This is a genomic window from Amycolatopsis sp. NPDC051061 (assembly GCF_040682935.1).
Lineage (GTDB): Bacteria > Actinomycetota > Actinomycetes > Mycobacteriales > Pseudonocardiaceae > Amycolatopsis.
Window position 1 is genome coordinate 92689 of sequence record NZ_JBFBBZ010000025.1, and the last position, 13250, is coordinate 105938.

Here is a 13250-nt window from a genome sequence, read left to right on the forward strand (position 1 = left end):
GCCGTGCCGCCGAGCGTGCTCGCCGCGTTACGGGAGTCGCGGTACAGGGTGTAGTCGACACGGCTGCCCGGTCGCAGATCTCCGGTTGCGATCACCAAGCGGGCCCCGGCGTCGATCGCGACCTGCTCCCCTCGCCCTTTGCCAGCGTCATCTCGGTGCCGCAATCAGCCATTGCCAGCTGGGCTGTCGACGCTGCGCGGTCTGCCAGACCAAGAACTGCCCCGTCCGGTCGTCACCGCCCACATCGCTGACGATCATGTCGCGGGTTCCCGGATTGCGATCGGTGATCGCACCTCGTCGGTCAAGGACAGCTGCTCGCTGTATGGCTGCAGGCCACGATGCCCAACGGCGTGACTTCTCCGCCGGTTCCCCGGCGGCCCGGCGGCATCGAAGTCGGGGCGACGCCGGAGCACCCCAACGACGGCAGCCTTGTCGTTCTGCCAGCGGGAACGTTGAGGTGGAGCGCGGCCACCTCCCGGTGGATCCTGGCTACATTTTGAGGTTGTTCGCGGTGGCCGAATTAACTCTCGGAGCGCAGATCCTAACTACAATATCCGGGTCAGCACGTCGTTCCACGCTCTAATTATACTTCGCCTGTTGTATCCAGCCCTAGCCGACGGTGTTAGTTTCGGTTCTTAATAAAAGTAGCTAATTTTAGTGCACTGAGCCCTTTAATTTCCTGCGGTACGGTCGTTCGACCAGCGTCGGTCCACGAGCGGCGCGATGTCGTCGCCGCTCGCTAACGCACAGTTACTCACTGCAGTCCCCGGTAGGTCGACAACCGAGTTCGCGAAGCACATGCTGCTAGTGAAATCGTCGGCGTGAGCGGGTGATCCAGGTGCGGCCCTCAAAAGGTGTGTACAAGCGTTGCGGCTGTCGAGACGGCGCGGGGCGGCTACTCAACAGCCGATGCCCACAGCTGTCCGGACGGGGACACGGCAGCTGGTACTTCCGAATCGAGATGCCACCACACGCCGACGCAAGCCGAGGGCAACTTCGCCGCGGTGGGTTCCGCTCGCAGGAGACCGCGCGGCAGGCCCGTGGCTACCTCCTTGACCCCAGCGGGCACGATCTCTCGCCGGCGACGACCATTACCGCGCAGTGGCTGCGGCTGTGGCTGGACACCCGGCTGGGACCGGGCGAGTCGACGCTGCGCGGCTACCGCCAGCACATCCACGCCTACCTCATCCCCTACCTCGGCGGCCGCCTGCTCGCAGAGCTGACCGGCGCCCACGTCCAGGCGATGTTCACCGCCATCATTCGCACCCACGGCGTCGCGGGCCGGCCTGTCACAGCGGGAACGTTGCAGCGCATCCAGGCCACCTTGCGCGCCGCCCTCAACGCCGCCGTCCGGCGCGGGCTCATCGACCGCAACCCCGCCCGGTACGTCGAACTCCCCCGCGGACGACGACCCCACGCCGTCGTCTGGACACCACCCCGCATCGTCCAGTGGCACGCCACCGGCGAACGCCCCCGCGTCGCCGTCTGGACCGCCGCCCAGACCGCCACCTTCCTCCGCGAGATCCGCGACCACCGGCTCTACCCGCTCTTCCACCTCGTCGCCCTACTCGGACTGCGCCGAGGCGAGGTCATCGGCCTGCGATGGAGCGACGTGGACCTGGAAGCCGGCTACCTGACCGTGTCCCACCAGATCCGCCAGGTCGGCGCCACCATCGAGGTCGGCAAACCCAAGAGTGAAGCCAGCAACCGCGTCATCGCCCTCGACCACACCACCATCGCCCTGCTACGCCGCCACCGCGACACCTGCCGCGACCCACTGTTCGGCGAACCGATCGGCTACCTGTTCCTCAACGGACTCGGTCAGCCGATCCGCCCCGATGCCCTCACGAGCCTCTTCCGCTTGTTGAACACCCGCTCCGGGCTACCACCGGTTCGGCTGCACGACCTGCGGCACGGCGCCGCCAGCCTCTCCCTCGCCGCCGGCAACGACCTCAAAACCGTCCAAGACATGCTCGGCCACGCCAGCATCGTCCTCACCGCCGACACCTACACCAGCGTCCTACCCAGCCTCGCCCGGCAATCCGCCGAGGCCACCGCCCGGCTCGTCCTCGACGCCGCCCGTACCACCGGTACCCGTCTCCGAACGCCGCGCCGACGACGTCGAGCGGCCAGCCGCCGCCCCGTGACCGCCGGAAGACGGACCGGCCACGCCACCACGACCGCCGCCCGAACCCACGACGCTGAATCAACCATCGAGCCGATCAGAAAGGGCAAATGGAGAGCGGTGAAACACGCCCTCGACCGCACCAGTTCAACAAAAACCTATATGTTTGCTGGTCAGAGCACTGCGAGAGCCCACCGCGAGCCCACCCGAGATCACGTCGAGGCTCGCAAGATCGGCAGGCACGGACCTCCCGCTGGTCGGCGAGGATGTCGATCGAGTGGGCCGCCTGGGGCTCGAACCCAGAACCTACGGATTAAAAAGTGCGGGTCTTGCTGGGCATCCCGTTACCGAATCACGCGGTGCCGCGGATGCTGGGGATCGATGATTTCGCCCTGCGCAGGTGTCATGACTACGCCACCGTGTTGATCGACGCCGACACCGGCGCCCGGGTCGACGTGCTGCCTGGGCGCGGCGCTGAGGTGGTGGCCAGTTGGCTGCGGGCGAATCCAGGAGTTGGGGTCGTGTGCCGGGACGGTTCGGCAGCCTATGCGCAAGCCGTGCGGGATGCGCTGCCGCAAGCGATCCAGGTCGCGGACCGATTGCATCTCTGGCACGGCCTGTGCGACGCCGCGGGCAAGGAGGTCGCAGCCCACAGTGCGTGCTGGGCCTCGGCCACCTGACTGCGCCAAGGAAAGCTTGCCGAGACCACCCTTGGGCGGTGGCAGCAGATCCATGCCCTGCTCGAGGCCGGAGTTGGACTGCTGGACTGCTCACGCCGCCTCGGCCTGGCGCTGAACACAGTCAAGCGATACGCCCGCGCGGCCACACCGGAGCGCATCCAGCGGGTCCCCAAGTACCGGGCCTGCATGGTCGACCCGTACTGGGACCACTTACGCGCCCGCCGTGAACAGGAGCCGGGTGTCGGGGCTACCGCGTTGCTGGGCGAAATCCGCGCTCTGGGCTACAACGGCAGTCAGAACCTGCTCGTGCGGTACCTGAACCAGGGGCGGCATCTTGATGAGCGTCCGCACTTATCGCCACGCCGGGCCGCCCGGCTGCTGCTGACCCGCCCCGAGAATCTCACTGAACGGCAACGCGAACGACTCGAAGCTCTGGCGGCGGCCTGCCCCGAGATGGCGGCGCTGGCCAGCGCCGTCCGTTCTTTTTCGCCGCTCTTCTCGTTCCCTGCAAGGACAACCCGGCCCAATTGGCAGCATGGACCACTGCCGCACGCGAGGCGGATCTACCCCACGTGCACTCCTTCACTCGAGGCATCGAACAGGACATCGACGCCGTCACTGCTGCGATCACCCTCGATCACCACAACGGACGCACCGAAGGTGTGAACACCAAAACGAAGCTCCTCAAACGGCAGATGTACGGAAGAGCCAGCTTCGCTCTCCTGCGACACCGCATCCTCCTCGGGTAACAACACCACCGAAAGTGGCAGAGCCGAACGTTTTACAGTCCCCTTCTTGGCGAAAATGGGACGGCCTGCCAGAATCGGTCGCCGATCTGCTTGAACAACGCCGGCGACGGAAACTGATACCCCAGATGGTCGGCAAGGAACGCTGGCACGGGCAAGCCGCCCTCGCCGTCGACAGAGGCCATTTCGCCCGATTCGGGTGCCGGCCGGCGGATCTCGACGTCGGGGTAGGCGAGCTTTGGAGTTGCCCCCGTGGGGCGGACACGGGGTTTCAGACAGTGTGGACCTGAAGGTAGTAGCTGAGCCGGGTTCGGCCGGTGTGCGGTGCCCGGCAGCTATGGAGTAAGAGTGCGAGCGGTGTCGCGGGTGACGTCACTCCGATTGGAGTGGACGGCGATCCCGATATGGTCTGTGAGCTGTTCGGCGACAGCTTGACGGGCTTCGCATACGGGCAGGCTGGGCCCGCGGAGCGTTCTGGGTGCCGGGACCACAGGTAGCGAGCACCGAGAACGCTGGCCAGCTCGGCTCACCTCGAACGAGGCCATCGTCGCTTCGATGCCGGCCGGACCGGCATCGAAGCGGAAAGCACGGCAGGTCTCCGCCGTGCGGACGGCGCCGCCGCGCCGCCATAAGGCGTCGCAGATGCACCGCCACCGTCATGGAACGCGTCACGGCGGCTGGTCATCCGTCAGTGGCGCCGTCGGCTCCACCACCGCTCCTCGCCGCCATCGGCTCGGCTCCTGCACGGAGTGGTTTGCGATCACGGCCCACCCTCAAGCGGGAGACCAGAGGTTACGCCAGGACCTGACCGATCGTCAGCACGTCGCGAAGCTTTTCGATTGCGTAGTGCGTCCGTGATTTCACTGTGCCGGCGGGCAACCCGAGATCCTCGGCGACCTCGTTGATTGTCAGCCCCAGCAGATAGCGGCGCTTCAGGATCTCCAGGTATACCGTCGGCAACTGGGCAAGCGCATGCCATACAATTATGTTGTCGATGATCCGATCAACGTGGTCAGACTGCACAGGCGTGGTCATCGCGCTCTCGGCCGCCTCTGGATGCCGTCGGCGCCAGCGCACATGGTCGATCATCAGATTCCTGGCTACGCTGTAAAGCCATGGCCAGATCGACTCGCTCTCGAGATCGAGAATGCCGGCGTTCTTCCAGGTTCGGATCAGTGTTTCCTGGAGGATGTCTTCTGCCACACCGCGATCACTTGCCAAATTGGAAATGTATCGCAAAAGGGGCTTCTCGTACTGTTTTAGAAGCGTTTGAAGCAGCTCGTCGCGCGTGCGTTCACACTCTAATGTGTGCAGCATCCGACATACCTTTCGAATAGGCCCCTCGAGAGAGAAATCCGATTACATCCATACCACTGACCGGGGTACCCGGTCAGTCGATAACGACGGCCGTAGTGATGTCCAGCCAGAATGACCGGAGGTGCACTTTCAGCGAAGCGCATTGCCCCTATTACTCGCCTCCCTCCCCGTACGAGCCCTCGGTGTTGATGTCCGGCATCGTGCCGGGCAGGATCGATGGGAGGCAATGCAGACCCGCTTTGCCCGGGAAGCCTGAGCCAGCAAGTACCAGCGAGTGGGGACAGGAGGCACTCGATGTCTTGATCTGGAGCGACCTCAGCGCTGCCATGCGCACGAACTGGCGGCCGGATACGTCCTCGGCGGGTTCGGGTCCCCGCAGGAGGTTGCCAAGGTACTGGTCAGGTGGACGAGCCAATGGAGGTCATCGTGTCGCAGACCGGGAGAGTGCGCATCCACTGCGGATGTGCCTTCGTCGCCAGTAACGTCGGCACGACCATCGGATGGTACGGCTTCGTCCCCTACGTCACCATCGCCGCCCAGATCTTCCCCAACCCGCTCTCCCTCGCCCAGCCGGTCGGCGCCGCGATCTTCGAGCACCTCGGCTACGGATCAGCCGCAAGGCCATCGGCGCGGCCGCCCCGATCCTGCTCACCATGCTGCGGATCGTGCAAGGCGCCGGGGGGCGGCTCGGTGCGGATGGCCGGCCTGCCCTAGCCGGGTGTCCCGCTCGGGCCGCTGCTATCGACCGTGATAGTCCGGTTCCGCACCTCGGTCGGTGTCGCGGAGTTCACGACCTGGGCCTGGCGCGTACCCTTTCTCTTCAGCATCGTGCTCATCGACATCGGGCTGTGAGTTCGCCTGAGAGTGCCGACGGGCCACGACTTCGCCGCGGTGAAAGGCCGTCTGGCGTGGGCGGCCCACGTATGCCCCCACGGGTGATCTTGACCACGGCGCTCGTCATGGTCCGATCAGGCAGCATTCTGCCAGTTCATCCCCTTCGTGCTCGCCTATCGCCCCGACGAACTCGCGATGCAGCGCGGCGAGCTGCTCAACGCCCGGTTGATGGCGCCAGCCGTCGCGATCGTCCGGGATGGCGCCACCCACGATCGTCGTTTTGCTGGCGGCGCGCGACATCAAGTACCAGCTCACGTCCGTGGCCGCAGGCTCACCTGAACCGGACAAAGCCGGAACAGCGATCTTTCCGCTCCCGAAAGGAAACGACATTGCGCTCCTCAAAGCGGGCTGCTGTCATAGCCATATTTTCCCCCCTTCTCGCCATCTCGACCGTCGCTGCGGCGCCGGGCTGCGGTCTGCCCTCCAGAGGCTGGTTCACGTCATGGGCGCAGTCTCAACAGCGCCCCGCCTCGGTGGCGTTGAAGGACCAGTCGGTACGCATGATCACGCGGCTGAGCCAGGGCGGTGACGCGGTCCGGGTGCGCCTCCAAAACGCCTTCGGCACTGTTCCGCTCGTGGTGGACCGCACGACGGTCGCGCACGGCAAGGGACAGGCCGATGTGACCGGGATCCGTACGGTCACATTCGACGGCCGCCGATCCGTCACCATCCCGCCCGGTGGTGGCATCTGGAGCGATCCCGTCTCGCTGGCCACCCACCCGGACGAAGACATCGCCATCAGCATGTTCGCCTCCGGCAGCGTCGTCCCCGGCCAGCACGACAACGCGTTCCGGAACAACTATGTCACCGCACCCGGCGCCGGGGAACACACCGGGGACACGTCCGCAGCCGCTTATACCCGCACGGTCACGACCACCTACCTGGTCAGTGCGGTCGACGTCCACAATCCGGCTCTCCAGGGTACGATCGTGCCCTTCGGCAGTTCCGCGGTCGACGGCACCGGCAGCACCAACTGCGGCAGCGGCTGCACCGAAACCGGGTCCAACCGGAGGTGGGCCGACGACCTCGCCCGGCGGATCACCGCGGAGCTCCCCGCCTCGAAGCAGCTAGCGGTGGCCAACGCGGGGATCGCGGGGACGACCAGCGCTGCTGTTTGCCCGCAGACGCCGTCGGTCAGCCACGGCCTCGACGCGGCGAGGCGTCTCGACCGCGACGTACTGGCCTTGCACGGTGTCAGCGCGGTGATCTACTACTACGGCACGAACGATCTCGCCTTCGGCTGCGGGGCCACTCCGATCATCGAGAGCTACCGACAGATCTTCAGTCGCCTGCATGACGCCGGGATCGCGGTCTACGTCACTCCGATCACGCCGCGCCCTGGGTACACCGACCAGAATAACCGCGACCGGTACACGACGAGCTCCTTCGTCAAACAATGGAACAACTGCGCTGGCACGTGCGACGGCATCGTGGACTTCGACCAGGTCCTGAAGGATGCGATCAAGCCGAACACCATCAATCCCGGCTACGACAACGGCGATGGCATCCACGCCAACATTCTCGGCCAGCAGGCCCTCGCCGACTACGTTCCGCTGGCTCTGTTCGCGGCTTCGGGCCGAGGAGCACGCCGGTGAAAACCGCCTTCAACCTGGTGCTGGCCTCGGCCCTACTGGTGTTGACGGGGCTGCCGCAGCCGGTTCTGCCTGGCCATCGGCCACCTTTCGGCACCGTCTCGGCGCAGGTGTGGGTCACCACTCCCGACCGCACCGAACTGCTGACCGAACGGCCGAACGTCGTCTTCGGCACGACGCCGTCCGCTCAGCCGGCGATCGTGGTCGAATCCGGGCGCAGCTACCAGTCCGTCGACGGTTTCGGAGCTTCGATCACCGATTCTTCCGCGGCCGTACTGCAGAAACTCGCGCCGGAGGTGCGCAAGGACACCCTTCAGCGCCTGTTCGACCCTGTCCAAGGCATCGGTGTCAGCTTTCTGCGGCAGCCGATCGGCTCTTCCGACTTCACCGCTTCCGCCGAGCACTACACTTACGACGACGTACCGCCGGGCCGGACCGATTTCCGCCTCGATCACTTCGGCGTCTCGCACGATCAGATCGCGGTCCTCCCGTTGCTGCGGGAGGCCAAGCGGCTCAACCCCGGGCTGAAGATCATGGCCACTCCGTGGAGCCCGCCGGCCTGGATGAAGACTTCGGGCTCACTCGTTGGTGGACGGCTCAAGGATGACCCGGCGGTCTACGACGCTCACGCGCGCTACTTGGTCAAGTTCGTCCGGGCCGACGCGGCGGCCGGCGTGCCGATCGACTTTCTGTCCGTGCAGAACGAACCGCAGAACCGCAAGCCGGACGCCTATCCTGGCACCGATATGCCGGTCGCCCAGGAGGTCCGGGTGATTGAAGCACTCGGCCCGAAGCTGCGCGCGGTCAGCCCGCGCACCAAAGTCCTCGCCTACGACCACAACTGGGCCACCCACTCCGACGACATCGCCACCACCCCGCCAGGGTTCGTCCCCGGAGACCGGCTACCCATACGAGGCGCTGCGCAGCCCGGCCGCGCGCTGGATCGCCGGGACGGCGTTCCACTGCTACTACGGTGATCCGAGCGCGCAGAGCACACTGCACGACCGGTTCCCGGACAAGGGCATCTGGTTCACCGAATGTTCCGGCTCACGGAGCCCGGACGACCCACCCGCCAAGGTCTTCCGTGAGACGCTGACCTGGCACTCGCGCAACGTCGTCCTCGGCACCATGCGAAACTGGGCTCGATCGACGGCCAACTGGAACATCGCGCTCGACAGCACCGGTGGCCCGCACAACGGCGGTTGCGGCACCTGCACCGGTCTGGTCACCGTCCAAGCGGACGGGACGGTCACCACCGACGCCGAGTACTACGCCATCGGCCACCTGGCCAAGTTCGTGAAGCCCGGCGCCCGCCGGATCGCCAGCACGTCCTTCGGCACCACCGGCTGGAACGGCCAGATCATGGACGTCGCGTTCCGCAACCCCGACGGCTCGACCGCCTTGGTCGTCCACAACGAAAACGACGCCCCGCGCAGCTTCGCCGTCACCTTGGGTGATCGGACCTTCGAGTATTCACTGCCCGGCGGGGCGTTGGCCACCTTCGTCTGGCCGGCGAGCAAACTGCTCGACAGTAAGGCGCGCTTGCATTCCCCTCGCGAGAGGAACCGCGACCGCGTCTCCAGGACAGCAGCCGGCGCCTGCCGCGATCGACGACGACGACGACGCGCGCTGGTCCGGCGGGACGCTCTGAGGAACCGGAGCAGTGCCTTGCCTTGCCATCGGCTCGAGCCGGCCCGCCTGGCCGGGTGGAAAGCCCTCCGAGATTACTCCACAGGAACAGCCTCGGGGCCGGCTGATCAGAGAACTCCACCCGATGCTATGTCCGGGCAAGGCTCAAGCCCACTCGGTTGCGCCGACGCACGCATCGGTGGCGGACCGGATACGAAGGGCCGGGAACCCCGGTGTACCGAGGGACACCGGCTGGGGTCGTTCTCGCGCTGCTGGCCACGCTCAACGCTGAGTGCGCCGGTGCGGACAAGCTGACCGAGACCACGACGGCCGCGTTCCAGCAGCACCCGGACTACGCGATCATCACGAGTTTCCCTGGCCTGGCCGATCTGTCCGGCGCACGAGTCCTTGGCGAGGTAGGCGACGATCGTGCACGCTTCACCGACGCCCGATCCCTCAAGGCCTACGCCGGTTCAGCACCCGTCACCCGGGCGTCCGGCCGGAGCATCTCCATCACGCGCCGGACCGTCAAGAAGGACCGCCTCAACGCCGCCGGCTTCGTCTGGGCCTTCGCCAGCATCGGCCGAGCCGGAGCACCACGCGACCACTACCACCGTCGCCGAGCACACGGTGACCGGCACGCTGCCGCCCTGCGGCACCTGTTCAACCGCCTTCCTCGGACAGCTCCACCACTGCCTTCAGACCGGCCAGACCTACGACCCAGCCAAGGCATTCGACCCCGCTCTCCGCACGCCAACCGCGGCCGCGGCTTGACAGTTAGCAAGATCGGAGGTCTATTCAGCGGTGCCTCGATGCCACCCAGACCCGGTGACACCCCCCGGATCATGGTTTCGACTGGGGGCGTTAGTCATGCCGGGTCTGGTGACCACAGCTCCTTGATTTGATCAGGAACTACGAAAAAGGTAACTGTGACTCTGGGGTGGCAACCCGGCCTGGTCTGGTTGCTGCCAGGCTCGGCGCCGACCGCTCCGGCATGACTCGAAAGGTAACTGGCGATCATGATGATCTGCCGTGCCCCCGAGATGTCTGCTGGAGCGTCGGCGTCGGCCTGGCCCACCTGGTTGGCTTGATAGCAGCTCGTCCGCCGCACGCGGCGTGACTCCTCACAGTTCGCCACACGGGTGACCTCCACCCAGGCCGACGCCGAACACACGGCTTGTCCCGCTTGGAGAAGCGGAACCACAACCGCATGACCATGCTCGCAGAACAGGTCGACGGCGTCATCGGGGTGGACACCCACCGCGACACCCTCGCCGCAGCCATCGTCACCCCGATCGGCGCCGTCCTCGCCCACACCGACGCCACCGCAGATGCCCACGGCTACAAAGAACTGCTCCATTTCGCCCGCCGGCACATCCCCGGCGCCCGATGCTGGGCGTTGGAAGGCGCCGGCAGCTACGGCGCCGGCCTGGCCACGTTCCTCGACGCCGAAGGCGAACGCGTCGTCGAGGTCTGCCGACCGAAACGACCAGCGCAGCGCGGCGGACGCAAGACCGACCAACTCGACGCCGTGCGCGCAGCACGCGAAGCGCTGGCCAGCGAACAACTGATCCACCCACGCCGCCGCGGGGAACGCGAAGCCCTGCGCGTCCTGCTGACCACCCGGCACAGCGCGGTCCTGGCCGCCACCGCCGCCATCAACCACCTCAAAGCTCTGATCGTCTCCGCGCCCGAAGATCTGCGCGCCGAGTTGCGGGGCAAGTCCAGCTCTGCCCAGATCACCTACTGCGCCGAGCTGAACAACCGGCCCGACAACTCACTCGAGCACCGCATGACGATCCGGGCGATGCGCTCAGCCGCCCGACGCATCCTGACTCTGCGCGCCGAGGCGAAGGACTTGGAGACCGAACTGGCCACCCTGGTCCAACAGATCGCTCCCGATCTGATCAACTTGGCTGGCGTCGGCCCGATCAGCGCAGCCCAGATCCTCATCAGCTGGTCCCACCCCGGCCGTTTCCGCTCCGAAGCCGCGTTCGCCGCCTTCGCTGGAGCCGTCCCGATCCCAGCCTCTTCCGGAATGACCCACCGGCATCGCCTCAACCGCGGCGGCGACCGCCAGCTCAACCGAGCCCTCCACACGATCACGCTGATCCGCATGCGCGTCGACCCCGCAACCAGGGCCTACATCGCCAAACGCGCCGCTGAGGGCAAGACATCACGCGACGCACAACGGTGCATCAAACGCGCTCTCGCCGCACGATCTTCAAACTCCTCGAACGAACCACACCCCAAGACCGCATCGGCGAATCTCAGGCCAGCCTGGCGGCGGCTTGACACGACATAGCAGCCTCGGGGGGTGAGCCGTTCGCGTCAGGTCAGCAGTAGAGGTTGGCGCCGGGGTTGACGCCGAGGATGGAGCTGATCTGGCGGTACTTCGAGACCCGGCTCTCGACCTGGGCGGGGTTGCCGCCGTTGCACTCGATGGAGCCGTTGATGCTGCGGATGGTCTCGCCGAAGCCGCGGCCGTTGACGATCGCGTTGTGCGGGGTCATCGTGCCGGGGCCGCTCTGGGTGTTCCAGTACCAGAGGCCGGTCTTCCAGGCGACGGCCGCGTTCTGCTCGACCTGCCAGGGGTTGCCGAGCAGGTCGATGCCGAGGGCGTCGCCGGCGGCTTTGTAGTTGAAGTTCCAGCTGAGCTGGATCGGGCCGCGGCCGTAGTAGGCGGCCTGGCCGGCGGGGCAGCCGTAGGGCTGGCTGGCGTCGCAGTAGTGCGGGTAGTTGGCCGTGTTCTGTTCGACGATGTAGACCAGCCCGCCGGTTTCGTGGTTGACGTTCGCGAGGAACGCCGCGGCTTCCTGCTTCTTGACCGTGTCGCTGCCGGTGGTGGCGAAGCCGGGGTAGGCCGACAGGGCCGCGGTCAGGCCGCTGTAGCTGTAGAAGCCGTTGCGGCCCGGGAAGATCTGGTTGAACTGGGCCTCGCTGACGACGAAAGCGCCCGGCTTGGTACCGCCACCGCAATTGTAGGGCTCCCAGTACCAGGTGCTGATGATCGGGTCGTAGCCCGGGTTGGCGTTCTTGGCGCGGTAGTAGCCACCGTTGGTGTAGCGCACGATCGCGCCGACGTCGTACCACTGGCCCGCGACCCATTTCGGTGCGCTGCATGCGGCGGCCGCGGCCTGGGGGACCTGGCCGGTGGCGGCGGGCACGCCGAACGCGAGCCCGGCGATGGCGGCGAATGCGGACAGGACCGCGACAAGACGTCTTCTCAAGACTGGCTCACTCCTTCGGTCACGACAGAGCCCGGACGCGGGGGCGCCCGGTGTCGGAGGGGGGTGCTCGTCCGGCCGGGACAAGGGTGACACCGGCCACTAGAGCAGTTTGGTCTAGTCCAGTCAAGAATTCCGGCGTTGCGGTCAACGGGTGTGCGCGGAAGACTCCCGAATTGAACCCGTCTCGGCCCGCCGGCTCCGGGCGGGTCAGTCCGCCGGTTTCCGCGCCAGCACCCGACCCTGCGGCATCCGGGCGGCCGGATCTCGCAGCACCTGCGTCAGGACTTCGAACTCCGCGCCGGTGACCAGCCCGACGTGGAACGCCAGCTGCAGGTGACCGCCCGGGCGCAGCGCGCGGAACAGCTCCGCGCCCACCACCGGCAGCAGCGCCGGCGGGGCGTGGATGATCGAGTACCAGGCGACCGTGCCCGCGGGGCCGTCGTCCGGCAGGTTGATTGTGACGGTGTGAACTGACCGCGGATGTTCGTGTGTTGTGACCGCACTTGCGGACCGATTTCATGATCAATGTTGGCGAGAAGTGACCGCGCTGGGTGGGGCATTCGAGGCTGCAGGCTCAGGGATCGTGAGGCCATCGGCTGTCGGCGAGGGGTGTTGCGGGGTCGAAGCGGAGTTGCGCGTCGTCAGGGACTCGAAGCGCTCGAAAAGGGTTCTGAGCAGGCGAAATCCACCCAGGTGCCAAAATCGTAAGTGACCCTATCCTCGCGGCTCCTGGGCTCCTGCTCAGCCACGGTCGCAGGAGCATCCGCAGCGCAACCCGCTGGGGCACTCCGCAAGCCAGCTGCAGCTGGCGTCAGGTTGTATCGGTCTCCCACACGGAGGTCACCATGCCCGGCAACCAACCCGGGTGCATCGCCTGCCATTGTCGGCGTTGCACGGCGAGAAACACACTGGACATCACCAGCGCGCTCCTCACCATCATGCTGTTCCTGTGCGAGGTCATCACCCTCATGCAGGCAGTGCTGTCTTCCTGAGCAAGACGTTGGGGCCGGGCCGCGAGGTTCGGCCCCTTCGCCATG

Annotated in this window: 11 protein-coding genes and 3 pseudogenes; 8 read left to right on the forward strand and 6 right to left on the reverse strand. The window is 66.4% G+C overall.

The features are described 5' to 3' along the window. Nucleotides 1-32: 32 nt before the first annotated feature. Nucleotides 33-125 (reverse strand): annotated as a pseudogene (locus tag AB0N03_RS30340) (IS5/IS1182 family transposase); the annotation flags it as partial. Between the two features lie 1118 nt (nt 126-1243). Between AB0N03_RS30340 and AB0N03_RS30345 the strand changes: the two are divergent. Together AB0N03_RS30345 and AB0N03_RS30350 are read left to right on the forward strand one after the other, a co-directional pair. Further along, entirely contained in the window at nt 1244-2551 is a 1308-nt protein-coding gene (locus tag AB0N03_RS30345; protein ID WP_364378578.1) for a site-specific integrase, read from the forward strand. Beyond that, a pseudogene (locus AB0N03_RS30350) lies at nt 2446-3554 on the forward strand (ISL3 family transposase); the annotation flags it as partial. The gene AB0N03_RS30345 and the pseudogene AB0N03_RS30350, both read left to right, overlap by 106 nt. A 789-nt stretch (nt 3555-4343) precedes the next feature. Here the strand turns inward: AB0N03_RS30350 and AB0N03_RS30355 are convergent. Then, nucleotides 4344-4868 (reverse strand): sigma-70 family RNA polymerase sigma factor, encoded by a 525-nt coding sequence (locus AB0N03_RS30355; protein WP_364378413.1) that lies wholly within the window; start codon nt 4866-4868, stop codon nt 4344-4346. A gap of 402 nt (nt 4869-5270) precedes the next feature. On the opposite strand from AB0N03_RS30355, the gene AB0N03_RS30360 reads away from it, so the two are divergent. Beyond that, complete coding sequence (locus AB0N03_RS30360) at nt 5271-5582, forward strand: hypothetical protein (protein WP_364378416.1); 312 nt, start codon at nt 5271-5273, stop codon at nt 5580-5582. Nucleotides 5583-5825: 243 nt separating this feature from the next. Here AB0N03_RS30360 and AB0N03_RS30365 read toward each other — a convergent pair whose 3' ends face one another. Further along, the gene (locus AB0N03_RS30365; protein ID WP_364378419.1) at nt 5826-6092 is read right to left on the reverse strand and encodes a hypothetical protein; all 267 of its coding nucleotides are present in this window, start codon (nt 6090-6092) and stop codon (nt 5826-5828) included. Between the two features lie 170 nt (nt 6093-6262). On the opposite strand from AB0N03_RS30365, the gene AB0N03_RS30370 reads away from it, so the two are divergent. The 5 genes and pseudogenes from AB0N03_RS30370 to AB0N03_RS30390 all read left to right on the forward strand — a co-directional run bounded on the left by AB0N03_RS30370 (nt 6263) and on the right by AB0N03_RS30390 (nt 11288). After that, nucleotides 6263-7357, forward strand: coding sequence for a GDSL-type esterase/lipase family protein (locus AB0N03_RS30370; protein WP_364378422.1), 1095 nt, complete (start codon nt 6263-6265; stop codon nt 7355-7357). Further along, nucleotides 7354-8331 carry a glycoside hydrolase gene (locus tag AB0N03_RS30375; protein ID WP_364378425.1) on the forward strand — a complete coding sequence of 326 codons (978 nt, stop codon included), beginning with the start codon at nt 7354-7356 and terminating at the stop codon, nt 8329-8331. Before AB0N03_RS30370 ends, AB0N03_RS30375 begins: the two co-directional genes overlap by 4 nt. Next, nucleotides 8297-9298: a glycoside hydrolase family 30 beta sandwich domain-containing protein gene (locus AB0N03_RS30380; RefSeq protein WP_364378581.1), complete on the forward strand. Its 1002-nt coding sequence runs from the start codon at nt 8297-8299 to the stop codon at nt 9296-9298. The genes AB0N03_RS30375 and AB0N03_RS30380 overlap by 35 nt, the downstream gene beginning before the upstream one ends. Next, a pseudogene (locus AB0N03_RS30385) lies at nt 9244-9757 on the forward strand (transposase); the annotation flags it as partial. The gene AB0N03_RS30380 and the pseudogene AB0N03_RS30385, both read left to right, overlap by 55 nt. A 436-nt stretch (nt 9758-10193) precedes the next feature. Continuing rightward, nucleotides 10194-11288 carry an IS110 family transposase gene (locus AB0N03_RS30390; protein WP_364378428.1) on the forward strand — a complete coding sequence of 365 codons (1095 nt, stop codon included), beginning with the start codon at nt 10194-10196 and terminating at the stop codon, nt 11286-11288. Between the two features lie 31 nt (nt 11289-11319). Here AB0N03_RS30390 and AB0N03_RS30395 read toward each other — a convergent pair whose 3' ends face one another. From AB0N03_RS30395 to AB0N03_RS30405, 3 genes are all read right to left on the reverse strand, one after another. Next, nucleotides 11320-12171 carry a glycoside hydrolase family 19 protein gene (locus AB0N03_RS30395; protein ID WP_364378584.1) on the reverse strand — a complete coding sequence of 284 codons (852 nt, stop codon included), beginning with the start codon at nt 12169-12171 and terminating at the stop codon, nt 11320-11322. A gap of 249 nt (nt 12172-12420) precedes the next feature. Continuing rightward, nucleotides 12421-12591, reverse strand: a complete 171-nt coding sequence (locus AB0N03_RS30400; protein ID WP_364378431.1) for a hypothetical protein — start codon at nt 12589-12591, stop codon at nt 12421-12423. Between the two features lie 433 nt (nt 12592-13024). After that, nucleotides 13025-13249 carry a hypothetical protein gene (locus tag AB0N03_RS30405; protein WP_364378434.1) on the reverse strand — a complete coding sequence of 75 codons (225 nt, stop codon included), beginning with the start codon at nt 13247-13249 and terminating at the stop codon, nt 13025-13027. Between the last annotated feature and the right edge of the window lies 1 nt (nt 13250).

Bases quoted from the DNA above. Each gene is read 5' to 3' on its own strand.
- AB0N03_RS30345 (WP_364378578.1), top strand. From the start codon at position 1,244: ATGTTCACCGCCATCATTCGCACCCACGGCGTCGCGGGCCGGCCTGTC.
- AB0N03_RS30355 (WP_364378413.1), bottom strand. From the start codon at position 4,868: ATGCTGCACACATTAGAGTGTGAACGCACGCGCGACGAGCTGCTTCAA.
- AB0N03_RS30365 (WP_364378419.1), bottom strand. From the start codon at position 6,092: ATGTCGTTTCCTTTCGGGAGCGGAAAGATCGCTGTTCCGGCTTTGTCC.
- AB0N03_RS30370 (WP_364378422.1), top strand. From the start codon at position 6,263: ATGATCACGCGGCTGAGCCAGGGCGGTGACGCGGTCCGGGTGCGCCTC.
- AB0N03_RS30390 (WP_364378428.1), top strand. From the start codon at position 10,194: ATGACCATGCTCGCAGAACAGGTCGACGGCGTCATCGGGGTGGACACC.
- AB0N03_RS30405 (WP_364378434.1), bottom strand. From the start codon at position 13,249: ATGGCGAAGGGGCCGAACCTCGCGGCCCGGCCCCAACGTCTTGCTCAG.